This window comes from Bradyrhizobium tropiciagri (genome assembly GCF_018130545.1).
GTDB lineage: Bacteria > Pseudomonadota > Alphaproteobacteria > Rhizobiales > Xanthobacteraceae > Bradyrhizobium > Bradyrhizobium tropiciagri_A.
Window position 1 is genome coordinate 437,875 of sequence record NZ_JAFCKF010000005.1, and the last position, 16,145, is coordinate 454,019.

Here is a 16,145-nt window from a genome sequence, read left to right on the forward strand (position 1 = left end):
AGAGGGCGCGGGGTTTCCATGGCCGATACCAACGAAGTAACCGCTGCGGAGATCCTGGCTGATATTCGCAACGGCAAGGTGACGGCGGTCAGCCTCGTCGAGGCCGCGCTCGATCGTGCCGAGCGGCTGAGGCACCTCAACGCCTTCATCGTGCTGAACCGTGATGGTGCGCTGGCCGCGGCGCGCGAGGTCGATGCCGGAAAGCGCTCCGGCGCACTCGCCGGGCTCCCCATCGTCGTCAAGGACAACATCAACACGTCGGATCTGCCGACATCGGGCGGCACCCCGGCGCTGCAACACGCGCGGCCGGCGCGCAACGCGCCGTCGTTGCAGAAGCTGCTCGACGCCGGCGCTGTCGTCATCGGCAAGACCAATCTGCACGAGCTCGCCTTCGGCATCACCAGCACCAATCTCGCACCCTTCGCGGGACCGGTTCGGAATCCGTACGACACTAGCCGCATCCCCGGCGGGTCGTCGGGTGGAACGTCGGCAGCGATCGCCGCACGGATCACCACCTGTGGGCTCGGATCGGACACCGGCGGCTCGACCCGCGTGCCCGCGGCGCTGACCGGGACCGTTGGGCTGCGGCCGTCGGTCGGCAATGGCGGCGCCGAGCGGCGCTATCACGACGACAATCAGGTGGTTCCGATCAGCCATACCCGTGACACCGTCGGCCCGATGGGTCGCACCGTCGCCGATGTCGCGCTGCTCGATGCCGTGATCACTGGCACGCCGGTTGCGTCAGCCGTTCCGTTGCGCGGCGTGCGTCTCGGCATTCCCGCGTGCTTCTGGAGCGGCCTCGATCGCGATGTCGAAGCCGTCACCCGCGCGGCCTGCGCCGCGCTCGCCGCGGGGGGCGCGGTGCTGGTCGATGTCGATATGCCCGACCTGTTCGAGCAGAACGGCAAGGTGTCGTTCGTGGTCGCGCTGCATGAGCCGATCGCCGACATCCCGGCCTGGCTCGCCGCCTCCGGGATCGAGGGGATCACGCTGTCGGACATCGCAGGCAGTGTCGCCAGTCCTGACGTGGTCGGCGCGTTCGGTGCCATCACCGCGGACGCCTTCGGTGCCGCCTATGATGATGCGATCAAGGTGCAGCGGCCGGCGCTGCAGGCGATCTACGCCGCCTATCTCAGGGACAACAGGCTGGACGCCATCCTGTTTCCGACCACGATCGCGCCTGCACCCGTGATCGACGAGAAGACCGGGTCCGGCGAGATGTCGGTCAATGGCGGCGCGCCGACGCCGACCTTCGGCACCATGATCCGCAACACCGATCCCGGCAGCAATGCCGGCCTGCCCGGGCTGTCGCTCTATGCCGGCATGACGCCCGGCGGCCTGCCGGTCGGGCTCGAGCTCGACGGTCCCGTCGGCAGCGATGGCAGACTGCTCGGGCTCGGCCTGTCGATCGAGGCGATCCTGGGCACGGCCCCGCCGCCGAAGCTCTGACACCGCAGACCGCAACAAGCCCCTTGAATTGATTGGTCAGTCGATTAGTCATGATCTGAGGCCGCCCGGCCGCCACGATCCCTGCGCTTTGCGGCGCGCTTCATGACCAAGACTGGACTGCTGATGCCGTCGGCCCCGCAAGCAACCCGTCACCCCGTCGATGCTCGTTGCGTCCGCCTGCTGACAAAGGTGGAGAACGCGGCGGCGGTGACGCCGGTTGTCGAGACCCATGCACTTTCGCGCGGGGACAATGATGTCCTGATCGAGGTGAAAGCGGCCGCGGTCAATCCGTCCGACGTCAAGGCCGCGACCGGGCTGATGCCCTATGCCGTATTCCCGCGCACCTCCGGCCGCGACTATGCGGGCGTCGTGATCGACGGTCCCTCGGGCCTGATCGGGCGCGAGGTGTTCGGCTCGTCCGGCGACCTCGGCATCCGTCGCGACGGCACCCATGCCACGCGTCTGGTGGTCGAGGCCGATGCCGTGGTGGAAAAGCCCGCCGGCATTTCCTGGGATGAAGCGGCCGGGATCGGCGTGCCCTTTGTCACCGCGATGGAGGGGTTGCGTCGCGCCGGCGTTCCGAAGGCGGGTGAGACCGTGCTTGTGATGGGCGTCAACGGCAAGGTCGGCCAGGCCGCGGTGCAGATCGCGAGCTGGCACGGTGCGCGCGTGATCGGCGTGGTGCGCAAGAGCGAGCCCTATGAAGGCCACAGCAATTCGCCGGTCGAGGTGATCGACGCCTCCGCCGTCGATGTGGCCGCGCGGGTGCGTGAGCTGACCGGCGGCAAGGGGGCCGACATCGTCTACAACACGGTCGGCGATCCCTATTTCCAGGCCGCGCACAAGTCGCTGGCGCTGCGCGGCCGGCAGATTCTGATCGCGGCGGTCGATCGCATCGTGCAGTTCAACATCCTCGAATTCTATCGCGGCCAGCACACCTATGTCGGCATCGACACGCTCGCGCTGTCGTCGGTCGCGACCGGCGAGGTGTTGCGCGAGCTCGCGCCGGGCTTTGCCAGCGGACATCTCAAGCCGTTTCCGATCCAGCCGAGCGCGATCTATCCGCTGGAACAGGCCAGGGCCGCGTTCGTTGCCGTGGCAGGCTCGTCGCGCGACCGCGTGATTTTGCGACCGTAATTCACCGTCATTGCGAGGAGCGAAGCGACGAAGCAATCCACTCTCTCCTGTTGCGGTGATATGGATTGCTTCGCTTCGCTCGCAATGACGAATTCTGAGGGACTTCCATGGACTCCGCCACGATCGTCATCCTCGCCGCTCTCATCATCGGCCTGATCTACGGCTCGGTCGGATTGCTCAGCGGCTTCTGCATGATGAGCGGCCTGCGCGGCTGGTGGGCGGAGGGTGACGGGCGCCTGGCACGCACCTACGCGCTGGCGATGGGGGTTGCGATCGCCGCCTCGCAGCTGCTGGCGGCGGCCGGCCTCGTCGATCTCGGCAAGTCGATCTATCTGCAACCGTCGTTCTCGGCGCCGGTGATGTTTCTCGGCGGGCTCTTGTTCGGTTACGGCATGGTGCTGTCGAATGGCTGCGGCTCGCGAGCGCTGGTGCTGCTCGGGCGCGGCAATCTCCGTTCGTTCGTGGTCGTGATCGTGCTCGGCATTGTCGCCGAGATGACGCTGAAGGGCCTGATCGCGCCGGCGCGGATCGCGATGGTGCAGGCCTCGCAGGCGACCGTTGCCGCCAATTCGGTGCCGGCGCTGCTGGCAAGTATCGGCCTCGGCGCTGTGCCGGCACGGATGGTGGCGGCATCGGTGCTCTCAGCCGTGCTGATCATTTTCGCCTTTGCCGATGCGCCATTCCGAAAATCGCCGGGCCAGATCGCGGCGGGCCTGATCGTTGGCCTGCTCGTGGCGGGCGGCTGGTACGCGACCGGCTATCTCGGCGCCGATGATTTCAATCCGGTGCCGGTGACGTCGCTGACCTTCATCGCGCCGATCGCCGACGCCCTGCAATATGTCATGCTGTCGACCGGCTCGACGCTGAATTTCGGCATCGTCACCGTGTTCGGCGTATTCGCCGGCAGCCTGATCACGGCGCTCGCCACCGGGCGCTTCCAGCTCGAAGGCTATCGGTCGCCGCAACACATGCTGCGCTCGGCAAGCGGCGCCGCGCTGATGGGCGCGGGCGGCGTGATGGCGTTCGGTTGCTCGGTCGGACAGGGGCTGACCGGACTGTCGACGCTGTCGCTGTCATCCTTCATCGCCATCGCCGGCATCATGCTCGGCACCGGTGCGGGCCTGCGCGGCGCCTTGCGGGTTCGACCGCTCGCGGCAGCCTAGGCCCGCGCCGGCGCATCCGCGAGCGAGCTCAGCGCGATCCCGCCGACGATCAGGGCCGCAGCAATCGCCAGCGAGAGATCGATCGGCTCGCCGAGCAGCAGCGCAGCGGTCACGATGCCGACGATCGGCGTTCCCGTGGTGCCGAGCGAGGTGGTCAGCGCCGGCAGGCTCTTGTTGACCATTGACATCGCCCAATATGCCAGCGCCGTGCCGATGAAGCCGGAATAGAGGAACAGCAGCACGAGGTGCGGCGACCATGTAACCGTGGGCACGCCCTCGGTGACCAGCGCCGTCGTCGTCAGCACCAGCGTTGCGACCAGCACCTGCCACAGCAGCAGCTGTAGCGGCGTCGCGATCCAGCGGTGCGAGCGGATATAGATGATGTTGGCGGCCCAGCAGATCGCAGCGAGGATGATCATGCCGGCGCCGGCGAGGACGTGCAGATTACTCCAGTCCAGCGACGCGGGGTTGAGGATCACGCAAAGGCCGGCGAGCCCCGACGCGACGCCGACGAGCTTCAGCGCTCCGAGCCGTTCGGTTCGCGCGGCGCCGGCGGCCAGCGCCACCCAGAGCGGCGTGGTGTAGCCCAGCACGATGCCCTTGCTCGCCGGCAGATAGCGCAGGCCGGCGGCGACCAGGGTCGAGAAGAACGTCATGTGCAGCAGCGCCACGCTGAGCACGACCGGCACATCGGCGATCCGCGGAATGATCAGATTGCCGCTGGCGCGCAGGATCACCAGCAGCGCGGCCAGGGCGACCCAGCTGCGGATCGATGCGGTCCACAGCGGCGGCACCGCCTCGACCAGCGATTTCGTCACCGACCAGTTGATGCCCCAGGCCAGCACCACGACGATGAACAGGGCGGCGGCTTTGGCCGGCGATAGCGATTGATTCACGGCAGAATCCTTGCGGGCAATACCTCCTGTGAATAGGATCGCGCTGGTCCTATAAAAAGGGCCAGATCATATAGAATGAAGGATCCAGATTGCTCTTCGCCGGATTACTCACGTTGAAGCGCTCGGATGAGGCCGGGCTGGCTGCGCAGTTGACGCAGCAGCTCCGCGCGATGATATCCGCTGGTCAGATCAGGAGCGGCGCCATGCTGCCGTCGAGCCGTAGTCTTGCGGCCGAGCTCGATGTGGCGCGCAACACGGTCATCTACGCCTATGAACAACTTGCCGCCGAGGGCTATCTGCGCGTATCCGCGCGGCGGCGTCCGGTGGTAACCGATGATATCGAAGCGCGCTTTGCCAAACCTGTACCGGCGCCACGGCGCGATGCCGCGCGCAAGCCACTGCTGTCGCCGTGGGCCTTGCAGCTTTCCGACACGGATTGGCCGCTGTCCTACCAGGCCGATTTCCGGCCGCTCCGTCCTGGGCTTGCGGATGCGCGCGAGTTTCCGCACCAGATCTGGGCGCGCGGCCTGCGCCGCAGCGCGTTGCGCCGCCGCTTCAACGACCAGACCGTGGTCAACCGGCCGAGGCTGCGCGGGGCCTTGCGTGATTACCTCGAAGTCAACAGGGGCGTGCGCGCCGAGGCCGATCAGATCCTGATTCTGCCGACGGCACAGGCGGCGCTGTCGCTGATCGCCGCGACCACCATCGTCGCCGGTGACGCGGTGTGGACCGAGGACCCCGGCTATCCCGGCGCCGCGGCGGCGTTTCGCGCGGCCGGCGCCGAGGTCGTCGGTATCAGGCTCGACCAATGGGGCATGATGCGGACGCGCGCCGCGCGTGCGCCAAAGCTGATCTTCACGACGCCGTCGCATCAGCACCCGACCGGACGGGTGATGCCGGTCGCGCGCCGCACCGAATTGCTGGCGGCGGCCGAGCCTGGCAAGACCTGGATCGTCGAGGACGATTACGACGGCGAGTTTCACTATGACAGCCGGCCGATGCCGGCCTTGCAGGGGCTCGACCGCGAGGGACGCGTGCTCTATCTCGGCACGTTCGCAAAAGCGATGACCGCCGATATCCGGTTCGGCTATCTGGTGGTGCCGCCGCAGCTGGCGCGGACCATGGAGATCGCGCAGCGGCATCTCGGGCTGATCGCCTCCGTGCATGTCCAGGAGGCGCTGGCCGATTTCATGGCCGACGGGCATTTCCTGGCACACATCAGGCGCATGCGGCGGATCTACCGGGCACGCCGCGACCATCTCGCCGCGGCGCTGGCGCGGCAGCTGGGCGAGGTGCTGACGGCCGAGGTCCCGCCGGGCGGCATGCAGCTGGTGGCCCGTTTCAAGGATGGTGCCGCAGATCAGGGCGCCGTGACGCGGCTGGTGGCCGCCGGCGTCGAGGTGCGCGCGCTGTCAAGCCTCGCGCTGGAGCGGCCGCGCGACCACGGCCTGTTGCTCGGCTTCGCTGCCTGGCGTGAGAACGAGATCGGCGCCGCGGTGCGGACCATGGCGAGCTGCCTGACCGGCAGGCGCGTGGCGCGCGGGTAGAGTCGCAGGCTCACTCGGCGGCCTTGGTGACGATCCGCACCTCCGAGGTCAGCGTCTTGTGCACCGGGCACTTGTCGGCGATCTCCATCAGCCGCTTGCGCTGATCGGCGTCGAGATCGCCCTCGATCCTGATAACACGGTCGATCTGGTCGAGCATGCCCTCGCGGGTCTCGCACTCCTCGCAATCCTTGGCATAGATCTTGTTGTGCTGGAGCGTCACGGTGATGCGATCGACCGGCAGCGACTTGCGATCGGCATACATCCGCATCGTCATCGAGGTGCAGGCGCCGAGCCCGGTGAGCAGGAAATCGTACGGCCCGGGGCCGCTGTCATCGCCGCCAACGCTGACCGGTTCGTCGGCGATCAACCGGTGCGGACCCGTTGTGACGATCTGCTGGAACTTGCCGTTACGGGTCTCCTGCACCACGACGTTGCGCGGCGCGCTACCGGCCTCCGCCACGGGCTGCGGCATGAGATCGACATAACGCTCGGCCCAGGCGCCGATCACGTCGGCGACGTAGGCGGCGTCCTGCTTGCCGCTCAGAAGATGATCAGCGCCGGAAAGCGAGACGAAGCTCTTCGGATGCTTGGCCGCGATGAAGATATTGGTGGCATTGTCGATGCCGACGGTGTCGTCGGTCGGCGCATGCATGATCAGCAGCGCCTTGTGCAGCTGCTTGACCTGCGCCATCAAATTCTGCTCGGCGACGTCGTCGAGGAATTCGCGCTTGATGCGGAACGGGCGGCCGGCGAGCGACACTTCGCCTTCACCCTGCGCGCGGATATCCTCGATCTTGTCCTTGAAGAAATGCGTGACATGGACGGGGTCGGACGGCGCGGCGATGGTGACGACCGCCTTCGCCTCGGGAATCTGGCCTGCGGCGGCCAGGATCGCGGCGCCACCCAGGCTGTGGCCGATCAGAATTGCGGGCGCCTTGCGCGTCTCGCGCAGATGGTCGGCGGCGCGAACCAGATCGGCGACGTTCGACGAGAAGGTCGCGTTGGCGAAATCACCTTCGCTGGAGCCGAGCCCGGTGAAGTCGAACCGCAGCGTGGCGATGCCCTTGGCGGCGAGGGCGACCGCGATGCGCTTGGCCGCAAGCACGTCCTTGCCGCAGGTGAAGCAATGCGCGAACAGCGCATAGGCCTTGATCGGTCCATCGGGCGTATCGAGTGCGGCGGCCAGCTGGTGACCGCCCACACCGGTGAATTGAAAGCGTTCATGCGGCACGGGCAGGCTCCATCATTGTGTTGGTTCGTCAGTCGTCAGAATAGCGCTGTTCGGCCCAGGGATCACCGCGATTGTGATAGCCGCGCACCTCCCAGAAGCCCGGCGCATCGTCGGTCAAGAATTCGATGCGCTGCAGCCATTTCGCGCTCTTCCAGAAATAGAGATGCGGCACCACCAGCCGCACTGGCCCGCCATGCTCCTGCTCCAGCGGCTTGCCCGACCAGCTATGCGCGAGCAGCGCGTCCTCGGCGGCGAAATCCTCCAGCGTCAGGTTCGTCGTATAACCGTCATACGAATGCAACACGACGAAGCGCGCGTCCTCGCGCGGCCGGCAGGCGGCGAGCAGGTCGCGGGTCGCGAGCCCCTCCCACTGATTGTCGTAGCGCGACCAGGTGGTGACGCAATGAATGTCGGAGACGAACTGCGTCTGCGGCTGCGCGGTGAATTGCGGCCAGTCCCAGTAGATCGTCTGCTCGACCGCGCCGTAGACGTCGAGCCGCCAGCGCTCTCGCGTGATGTTCGGCAGCAGCCCGAGATCGAGCACCGGCCAGTCCTTGGTCAGATGCTGGCCCGGTGGCAGGCGCTGCTCCTCCGGCCGGGTGATCTTGCCGGTGAGGAACTTGCCCTGGCGCGCCCAGTTCTGCTTGCTGCGCGTCAGCTTGCTCTCGGGTGGTTCCTGATCGTCGGTCATAGCGTCAGGCCATCATTCGTGGCGATGCATCGCGGACTCGTGCTTGGTGTCGCGCATGGTCGAGTAGATCAGCAGCGACAGGAAAATCATGCCGCTGAGACAATAGTAGAACCAGTCCTCGTGCCCGATGCTCTTGAAGTAGAGCGCGACCGCCGGCGCGGTGCCGCCGAAGATCGACACCGTGATGGCGTAGGGCAGGCCGACGCCCAGCGCGCGGACATTGGTCGGGAACAGCTCGGCCTTCACGATCGCATTGATCGAGGTGTAGCCGGCGACGAAGATCCAGGCGCCGCAGATCAACAGGAAGGCGACGAAGGGCGATTTGGTGTCCTTCAGCGCGGTCAGGATCGGCACCGTGGCGAGTGTGCCGACGACGCCGAAGAAGATCAGCAGCGGCTTGCGGCCGATGCGGTCGGACAGCGCGCCATAGATCGGTTGCAGGAAGGTCGCGAAGATCAGTGAGCCGAAGATCACGAAAGTGGTCTGGTCCTCGGTCAGGCCAACCGACAATTTTACGAAAGTCTGCATGTAGGTGGTGAAGGTGTAGAACGCCGCGGTGCCGCCGGCGGTGAGGCCGACCACCAGCAGCAATTCGCGCGGGTAGTTCAGGAGGCCGACGATCGAGCCGGTCGGCTTGGAGACCTTCTTGGCTTCCTCGAACGCCTCGGTCTCATGCAGGCCGCGCCGCATCACCGCTGCGAAGATCGCGAGCATGGCGCCGATCACGAACGGAATCCGCCAGCCCCAGGCCTTCAGCTCGTCCGGGGTCAGGAACACCTTCTGCAGCAACAGCAGCACGATGATCGCGGTCAGCTGGCCGCCGATCAGGGTGACGTACTGGAAGCTGGAATAGAAGCCGCGATGCTTGGCATCGGCGACTTCGCTGAGATAGGTGGCGCTGGCGCCATATTCGCCGCCGAGGCTGAGGCCCTCGATGACGCGGGCGAGCGCGAGGATTGCAGGGGCCGCAAAGCCGATCGTGGCGTAGGTCGGCGTCACCGCGATGATCAGCGAGCCGAAGCACATGCAGACCACCGACAGCGTCAGCGACAGCCGCCGGCCATAGCGGTCGGCGATGTAGCCGAACAGCCAGCCGCCGAGCGGGCGCATCAGGAAGGTCGCGGCGAACAGCACGGCGGCATTGAGCTGCTGCACCACCGGATCGCTGTGCGGGAAGAACGCCGGTGCGAAATACAGCGCGAACGCGGTGTAGGCGTAAAAATCGTACCATTCGACGAGATTGCCGACCGATCCGATGAAGATCGCCTTCACCCGCCGCTCGACGTCATGGATGTCGAGACGATCGCTCGCGGATTGAGCGGTTTGTTCGGACATTGACAGGCCTCCCCGGATTCTCTGGCACGATTCCGGGGCAACCTAACTCATTTGCGTGGGGCGATGTAACTGCTGTCCTGTTCCTCAGGCATTCTTGCCGAACAGGACAGGCAGTTGACGCGGGCCGCGCACCGTGCCTTCGGACCATGTGACCTTGCCGGCCGGGTCGAGGCGGAAGTCCGGAATCCGCTTCAGCCATTCCTCGATTGCCACCTGCATCTCCATCCGCGCCAAATTGGAACCGACGCAGCGGTGGATGCCGAGGCCGAAGGCGGCGTGGCGGTTCTCCTTGCGGTCGATCACCACCTTGTCGGCATCGGGGAACATCGCGGGGTCGCGGTTGGCCGCGGGGAACGACAACAGCACCATGTTGCCGGCCTTGACCGGGCAGCCGGAGATCGTGGTTTCCTTCATCACCTCGCGCGCCATCGTGACCGGCGAATAGGCGCGCAGGAATTCCTCGATCGCAATCGGGATCAGCGCCGGCTCCGCAACCAGGCGCTCGCGGTCAGCCGGCGTCCTGGCGAGGTGCCAGAGCGAGGAGCCGATCGCGCTCCAGGTGGTATCGATGCCGGCAATCAGGAGCAGCCGCAGCGAGCCGAGCACGTGCTCGTCGGTCAGCGGCTGGCCGCCGGGGCCCTTGGCCCGCAAAAGCTGCGAGATCAGATCGTCGCCCGGTTGAAGTTTGCGCTGCTCGAGATGGGCCATGAAATAGCCGGTCATCTCGCGCACGCCGTTCATCAGCTCCTCTTCGTTCTTGATGCCGAGCTCGAGGATCTGGTGGATCCACTTGATGAACAGGTCGCCGTCCTTCTCGGGAATTCCCAGCATATGCGCGATGGCGCGCACCGGGATGTGCTTGGTGTAGCGCGCCGCGGCGTCGCAATGGCCATCGGCAATGAATTCGTCGATCAGCTCGTTGCAGATCGCGCGCACCCGCGGCTCCAGCCGCTTCATCGCATCCGGCGTGAACGGCGGCAGCAGAACCTGCTTGGCGGGCTTGTGCTCCGGCGGATCCGACGTGATCGGCGGCGCGCGGGCGGAGATCTCGGGGCGGACGTCGCGTACGATGACGCGGCGCGAGGAGAAGTGCTCGGTGTCGTAGGCGATCTCCTTCACCGCCTGATAGGTGGTCGGCATGTAGCAGCCGAGGAAGCGCTCGGTGTGCACGACCGGCGAGGCCGCGCGCAGCGTCTCCCAGATCGGGAACGGGTCATCGGTCCAGACCGGATCGGTGTGGTCGAAATCATGGACCCAGTCGGTGACCGGGGGATGTTCGGGCAAAAAGCTTGCGGACGGGGAATCGGACATCAGCTCGTTTCCTTCTCGTTCGATCAAACGCTGGTCGGCGGAGCGGGCGGCGCGCGGCCGCTACTCCTCGGTGACTTCGATCGCGATTTCCGGGCAATTGGTCTGCGCGAGCCAGGCCTTGTCCTCGAGCCCGGCGGGAACGGTCCCGTCGCCGGCTTCATGGGCGTTGCCGAATTCGTCGAGCTCGAACAGTTCGGGGGCGAGTGATTTGCAGCGCGCGTGACCCTGGCATTTATCCTGGTCGACGCGGATTCTGAGCTTGGACATGCAAGCGCTCTCCCTCGGCTCTGGCGCGCTGCGGAGCGCGCCGGGTTCCTCGTTTTCGTATCATGCAAGTTCTAGCTTGCTTGGGCGGCCGGCTTCAAAGCCGCACCACCAAGTTATAGTGTATTACATTATTGTCGGGGGCGGACGTCAAGCGAAAATTCAGCGGCCGGGCGCCGGCGGTTTGGGATAATACGGACCGTCAGCCCGGCGAATTGTCCTGCAGCGCCTGGTCGAGGGCGTCGACCAGCAGGTCGATATGCTCCGGGCCAAAGACCAGCGGCGGCCGGATCTTCAGGACATTGCCGCCTGGCCCCGCCGCGCTGATCAGCACGCCCTTTTCACGCAGCGCGTTCACGATCTGCGCCGCCTGCTTGCCGGCGGGGGTGCCGTCATGGCGCAATTCGACACCGATGAACAGGCCGGCACCGCGGACCTCTGCCACCAGTTGATGCCGCGTGCGCAGGGCGTCGAGCCGCTGGCGCAGAAGCGCACCGGTGCGCCCGGCGTTCTCGACCAAGCCTTCCCGCTCGATCACATCGAGCACGGCCATGCCGGCGGCGGCCGACACGGGATTGCCGCCAAAGGTGTTGAAGTAGCGCGAGCGGGCGCCGAATTCCCTGAGCAAGTCCGGGCGTGCGGCCATCGCGGCGATCGGATGGCCGTTGCCCATCGGCTTGCCCATCGTGACCATGTCGGGAACGATCCCATGGCGGGCAAAGCCCCACAGGCCCTGGCCGCAGCGGCCGAAGCCGGGCTGCACCTCGTCGGCGATGAACAGCGCGCCGGCGGCACGCGTGGCCTCCACGGCCGGCCTCAGGAAGCCAGGCGGGTCGGCGAACACGCCGTCGCTGGAGAAGATCGTATCGACCAGCAGCGCGGCCGGGCGAATGCCGCTGCGTGCCATATCGGCGAACGCTGTGCGGACGTGGCTTGCAAAGATCTCGCCCGTTTCGTCACCGGCGGACTGCGGCGCCGGCACCAGCCGGACATGGGGCGCGGTCGGCTCGGGCAGGCCGAGCGACGGCGACAATTCGGCAAGCGCGCCGGTCACGCCGTGATAGGCGGTCCGGGTGACGATGACGCCGGTGCCGCCGGTGCAGGTGCGGGCGACGCGGAGCGCCAGGTCGTTGGCCTCGCTGCCGGTGCAGGTGAACATCACCTGGCCGATCTCGGCCGGGAAGGTCGCGAGCAGCCGCTCGGCGTAGTCGAGGATCGTCTCGTGCAGATAGCGGGTGTGGGTGTTGAGCACCGCAGCCTGCCGCGCGATCGCCTCGATCACGTGCGGATGGCAGTGACCGACGCAGGCGACGTTGTTATAGGCGTCGAGATAGCGCTTGCCCGCGGCGTCGTAGAGCCAGATGCCTTCGCCGCGCACGACATGCACCGGCTGCTCGTAGAACAGCCGGTAGGCAGGACCGAGCAGGCGGTTGCGGCGCGCGATCAGCTCTTGCGTCGAGGTTTCGGCCGGCATCGTGTCACTCTCCCTGGCAGGCACGCTCGATCTGCTGCCTGGCCTGTGTTCGCGTCAGTGTCGCGATCCGGGCGAGCCGGGCCGACGCCTGCTTGTTGTTGCGCAGAATATACCCGCTGTTCTCCGGATAGCGAGCGGCCCTGATGTTGCTGATCACGATCGTCATCACCATGCGGGTCGCGATCAGGTCGAACAGGATGCTGCGCTCGGACCGCTCGAGCGGCGAGACCGCATGATAGGCCGCAATCAGATCGAGCGCCGGCGCCAGCGGATCGTCGCTGTCGGTCACCTGATAGGCTGCCGCGATCGCGAGGTCGTTGATACGCGCCGTCGCGGTCATGTCGCCGAAATCGATGATGCCGCAGATGCGCGTCTGTGAGGCCGCGTCGACGACGATGTTGTGCGGATTGAGATCGTTATGCAGCGGTTGCGTTGGAAGCTGCGCCAATACGGGCACGGCGTCGGCGTCGAAATGATCGAGGACGCGTTCGACCAGCTCGCGCTGGGCGGACGGTACCGCGCCGAGCAGCGGACGCAGCTCGGCGGCGTGCCGGACGTCCCAGAGCAATTTATGGTTTGCGCCGGGATGAACGAAGTCGCGCAGCGCAACGGCGAGCCGTGCCGCGCAGCGGCCGACGTCACCGCGCAACGTCGCCGATGGCGGCGCCTGATGCATCGGCGTTCCCGCAAGGAACGTCAGCAGCCGCACCATCCTGGTCGAGCCGTCGTCGAAGCCGACGTCGAGTTCGGTCGCGCCATTCCGCGCAGGGATGATGCGCGGGATCGGCAGCAACGGATCACGGATCGCGACGTGGCGCAGGGCTTCCGTCTGCAGATTGGTGACGGCGCGATCTTCGTCGGGATTGGCGATCTTGAGGACGTATTCGCATCCGTCTTGCGCGCGCAGCCGGAAATTCTGGTCGCGCTCGCTGTCGAGCCGGCGGATGTCGGCCGACAGGCCGTAGTGCTCGCTGACAAGCGTCAGCGCATGTGCCTCCGCAATCGGCCCGGCGGCGCGCAGCCCGTCGAGCCGGTCCGCGGCGTCAGTGGACGAACGGGGGATCTGCATCTGGCGCTCCTCGATGTCGCAATCAATAGCCGCGCGCGCGGTCGATTGCATGCGGGGGTCGCCGTCCGGCGCGGATCGCGTCTGCCGTCGTGGCAAGCGTGGTCGCGACGGCGCTGATGCTGACGTCGCTGGCGTCATGCGGCGTGATGGCGATCCGCGGATGATGCCAGAACGGATGCGCCTTGGGCAATGGCTCGGTCGCGAAGACGTCGAGCGCAGCTCCTGACAGCTGACCGCTGTCGAGCGCTGCGAGCAGATCGGTCTCCACCAGATGCTCGCCGCGGCCAACCTGGATCAGATAGCCGCCGCGACGCATCCGGCCGAACAGATCGCCATTGAGGATGTTGCGCGTCTCCGGTGTCAGCGGCAGCAGATTGACCAGCACCTCGGTCTCGCTGAGCATCGCGGCAAGACCGGCGGGCCCGTGAAAGCTCCGGCTCGCCGATGAAATCGCCTTGGCGGTCCGACTCCAGGACATCACGGGAAAGCCGAGATGGGCGAGGTCGACGGCGACGCGCCGGCCGATCTCGCCATTGCCGAGGATGCCGACCGGAACATCCTGCGCGCGCCGCTGCGCGCCGCGTTGCCAAATCCGGTCGCGCTGCTGGGCGCTGAAGGCGGCAAAGCCGCGCTGATGTCCGATTGCTTGCCAGGCGATGAAGCCCGACATCATCTGCCCCTGTCCGGGATCGACCACGCGCACCACGTCGACACTGGGTGGCAGGCTCGGGCAGGCCATGATGTTGTCGACGCCGGCGGCGATCGAGCACACCGCCTGCAGATCGGGATAGCGCTGGAACGCGTCGTCGGGCGGATGCCAGGCCAAAGCGAGACGGACATCCGCGGCACCGCCGGCATGATCGACCACCTCGACATGCGGCGCAATGCGCGCCAGCTCCGCGCCGAAATAGTTGCGCAGATCGAGGCTGCTGCTGATCAGGGCACAACGCATGGCTCAGGCCGCACGCGATGAGGAGATCTGCCCGGGCACCGCGGCGAGCAGCTCGCGGGTGTACGGATGCTCGGGGGCCGCGAACAGCGCCGCCGTCGGCTTCAGCTCGACGATCGCGCCGCGTTGCATCACCGCGATCCGGTCGCAGATTTGCGCCGCCACCCGCAGATCGTGGGTGATGAACAGCATCGACAGGCCGAGCCGCGCCTTGAGGTCTTCCAGCAAATTCAGCACCTGCGCCTGCACCGACACATCGAGCGCCGAGACGGCTTCGTCGGCGACGATGATTTCCGGCTCGAGCGCAAGCGCGCGGGCGATGCCGATGCGCTGGCGCTGGCCGCCGGAGAACTCGTGCGGATAGCGTTCCATCGCGCTGGCATTGAGACCGACCAGGCCGAGCAGATCAGCGGCACGCTGACGTGCGACCGCGGGATCGGTGCCGTGGGCGATCGGTCCGTCGGCGATGATGCTGCCGACCTTGCGGCGCGGGTTGAGCGAGGCGAACGGATCCTGGAAGATCATCTGGATACGGCTGCGCTCCCTGCGCAGCGCGCGGCCGGCGATGCGGGTGAAATCGGTGTCGCCGAGACGGACCGTGCCCTGATCCGGTTCGATCAGGCGCATCACGAGGCGAGCGACCGATGACTTGCCGGAGCCGGATTCACCGACCAGGCCGACGGTCTCGCCTTGCAGGATATCGAAATTGACTTCGTTCGCGGCGCGCACCCGCCGCTCCGGCTGGAACCAGCCGCCGCCACTGACATAGGTCTTGTCGAGACCGACCACCTCGACCGCCTTGGCGCGATCCGCAAGCGGCGCACGCGGTGGCGGCTGCATCGAGGGCACCGCCGCGAGCAGCGCGCGGGTGTAGGCATGTTGCGGACGCCGCAACACGTCGTCGGCCGCGCCCTGTTCGACCACCTTGCCGTGCTGGAGCACGACGACGCGGTCGGCGATATCGGAGACGACGCCGAAATCGTGGGTGATGAACATGACCGCCATGTTGCGGCGGCGCTGCAAGTCGCGGATCAGCTCGAGGATCTGCGCCTGCGTGGTGACATCGAGCGCGGTGGTCGGTTCGTCCGCCACCAGCACCGCCGGCTCCAGCGCCAGCGCCATCGCGATCATCGCGCGCTGGCGTTGACCGCCGGACAGCTGATGCGGATACGCGCGCGCTGAACGCTCGGGCTCGGGCAGGCCGACCTCGCGCAGCAGCTGCAACGCCTTCTGCTTGCGTTGCCGCGGTGTCAGCAGATCGTGCGCCTCGAACATCTCGGCGATCTGGTCGCCGATCCGCATCAGGGGATTGAGCGCCGTCATCGGCTCCTGGAACACCATCGCGATATGGCGCCCGCGCAGCGCAAGCCAACCGGTATCGTCGAGGGTGAGCAGGTTCCGGCCGTCATACGCGATCTCGCCGGCCTCGCGGCTGATGGTGTCCGGCAACAGTCCCAGCAGCGCGTGCGCGCACATCGACTTGCCGGAGCCGGACTCGCCGACCACGCAGAGGATCTTGCCGGGCACGAGATCGAAGGAGACGCCGTCGACCGCGTAGGGGCGGTCGGAGCCCGGCGGCAGCGCGAGCTTCAAATTCTTGATCGAAACGACGGGTGCGGCCGACATGCG

Annotated in this window: 14 protein-coding genes; 4 read left to right on the forward strand and 10 right to left on the reverse strand. The window is 66.7% G+C overall.

Annotation, left to right across the window (positions count from 1 at the left end; translation table 11 throughout):
- Window positions 1-18 precede the first annotated feature (18 nt).
- The 3 genes from iaaH to JQ616_RS23655 all read left to right on the forward strand — a co-directional run bounded on the left by iaaH (window position 19) and on the right by JQ616_RS23655 (window position 3,749).
- Entirely contained in the window at window positions 19-1,449 is a 1,431-nt protein-coding gene (iaaH, locus tag JQ616_RS23645; RefSeq protein WP_212018542.1) for an indoleacetamide hydrolase, read from the forward strand.
- Between the two features lie 102 nt (window positions 1,450-1,551).
- Window positions 1,552-2,586, forward strand: a complete 1,035-nt coding sequence (locus JQ616_RS23650; protein ID WP_249137158.1) for a quinone oxidoreductase family protein — start codon at window positions 1,552-1,554, stop codon at window positions 2,584-2,586.
- Between the two features lie 107 nt (window positions 2,587-2,693).
- Window positions 2,694-3,749 (forward strand): YeeE/YedE family protein, encoded by a 1,056-nt coding sequence (locus JQ616_RS23655; protein WP_212018544.1) that lies wholly within the window; start codon window positions 2,694-2,696, stop codon window positions 3,747-3,749.
- Here JQ616_RS23655 and JQ616_RS23660 read toward each other — a convergent pair.
- On the reverse strand, window positions 3,746-4,645 hold the full coding sequence (locus JQ616_RS23660; RefSeq protein ID WP_212018546.1) for a DMT family transporter: 900 nt from the start codon (window positions 4,643-4,645) through the stop codon (window positions 3,746-3,748). The genes JQ616_RS23655 and JQ616_RS23660 overlap by 4 nt on opposite strands.
- Window positions 4,646-4,734: 89 nt before the next feature.
- Here JQ616_RS23660 and JQ616_RS23665 point away from each other — a divergent pair, with 89 nt between their 5' ends.
- Window positions 4,735-6,192, forward strand: coding sequence for a PLP-dependent aminotransferase family protein (locus JQ616_RS23665; protein WP_212018548.1), 1,458 nt, complete (start codon window positions 4,735-4,737; stop codon window positions 6,190-6,192).
- Window positions 6,193-6,202: 10 nt separating this feature from the next.
- Here the strand turns inward: JQ616_RS23665 and JQ616_RS23670 are convergent, their stop codons facing one another.
- The 9 genes from JQ616_RS23670 to JQ616_RS23710 all read right to left on the reverse strand — a co-directional run bounded on the left by JQ616_RS23670 (window position 6,203) and on the right by JQ616_RS23710 (window position 16,142).
- Complete coding sequence (locus JQ616_RS23670; protein ID WP_212018550.1) at window positions 6,203-7,423, reverse strand: bifunctional alpha/beta hydrolase/OsmC family protein; 1,221 nt, start codon at window positions 7,421-7,423, stop codon at window positions 6,203-6,205.
- 28 nt (window positions 7,424-7,451) lie between these two features.
- Window positions 7,452-8,114 (reverse strand): sulfite oxidase-like oxidoreductase, encoded by a 663-nt coding sequence (locus tag JQ616_RS23675; protein ID WP_212018552.1) that lies wholly within the window; start codon window positions 8,112-8,114, stop codon window positions 7,452-7,454.
- Window positions 8,115-8,126: 12 nt separating this feature from the next.
- Window positions 8,127-9,449, reverse strand: coding sequence for an MFS transporter (locus JQ616_RS23680; RefSeq protein WP_212018555.1), 1,323 nt, complete (start codon window positions 9,447-9,449; stop codon window positions 8,127-8,129).
- Window positions 9,450-9,533: 84 nt separating this feature from the next.
- Window positions 9,534-10,760, reverse strand: coding sequence for a cytochrome P450 (locus JQ616_RS23685; RefSeq protein ID WP_212018557.1), 1,227 nt, complete (start codon window positions 10,758-10,760; stop codon window positions 9,534-9,536).
- Between the two features lie 60 nt (window positions 10,761-10,820).
- The gene (locus JQ616_RS23690; RefSeq protein ID WP_212018559.1) at window positions 10,821-11,027 is read right to left on the reverse strand and encodes a ferredoxin; all 207 of its coding nucleotides are present in this window, start codon (window positions 11,025-11,027) and stop codon (window positions 10,821-10,823) included.
- Between the two features lie 199 nt (window positions 11,028-11,226).
- Entirely contained in the window at window positions 11,227-12,498 is a 1,272-nt protein-coding gene (locus JQ616_RS23695; protein WP_212018561.1) for an aspartate aminotransferase family protein, read from the reverse strand.
- Between the two features lie 4 nt (window positions 12,499-12,502).
- Entirely contained in the window at window positions 12,503-13,567 is a 1,065-nt protein-coding gene (locus JQ616_RS23700) for a phosphotransferase (RefSeq protein WP_212018563.1), read from the reverse strand.
- 22 nt (window positions 13,568-13,589) lie between these two features.
- Window positions 13,590-14,519, reverse strand: coding sequence for a 2-hydroxyacid dehydrogenase (locus JQ616_RS23705; protein WP_212018565.1), 930 nt, complete (start codon window positions 14,517-14,519; stop codon window positions 13,590-13,592).
- Window positions 14,520-14,522: 3 nt separating this feature from the next.
- Complete coding sequence (locus JQ616_RS23710; RefSeq protein ID WP_212018567.1) at window positions 14,523-16,142, reverse strand: ABC transporter ATP-binding protein; 1,620 nt, start codon at window positions 16,140-16,142, stop codon at window positions 14,523-14,525.
- Between the last annotated feature and the right edge of the window lie 3 nt (window positions 16,143-16,145).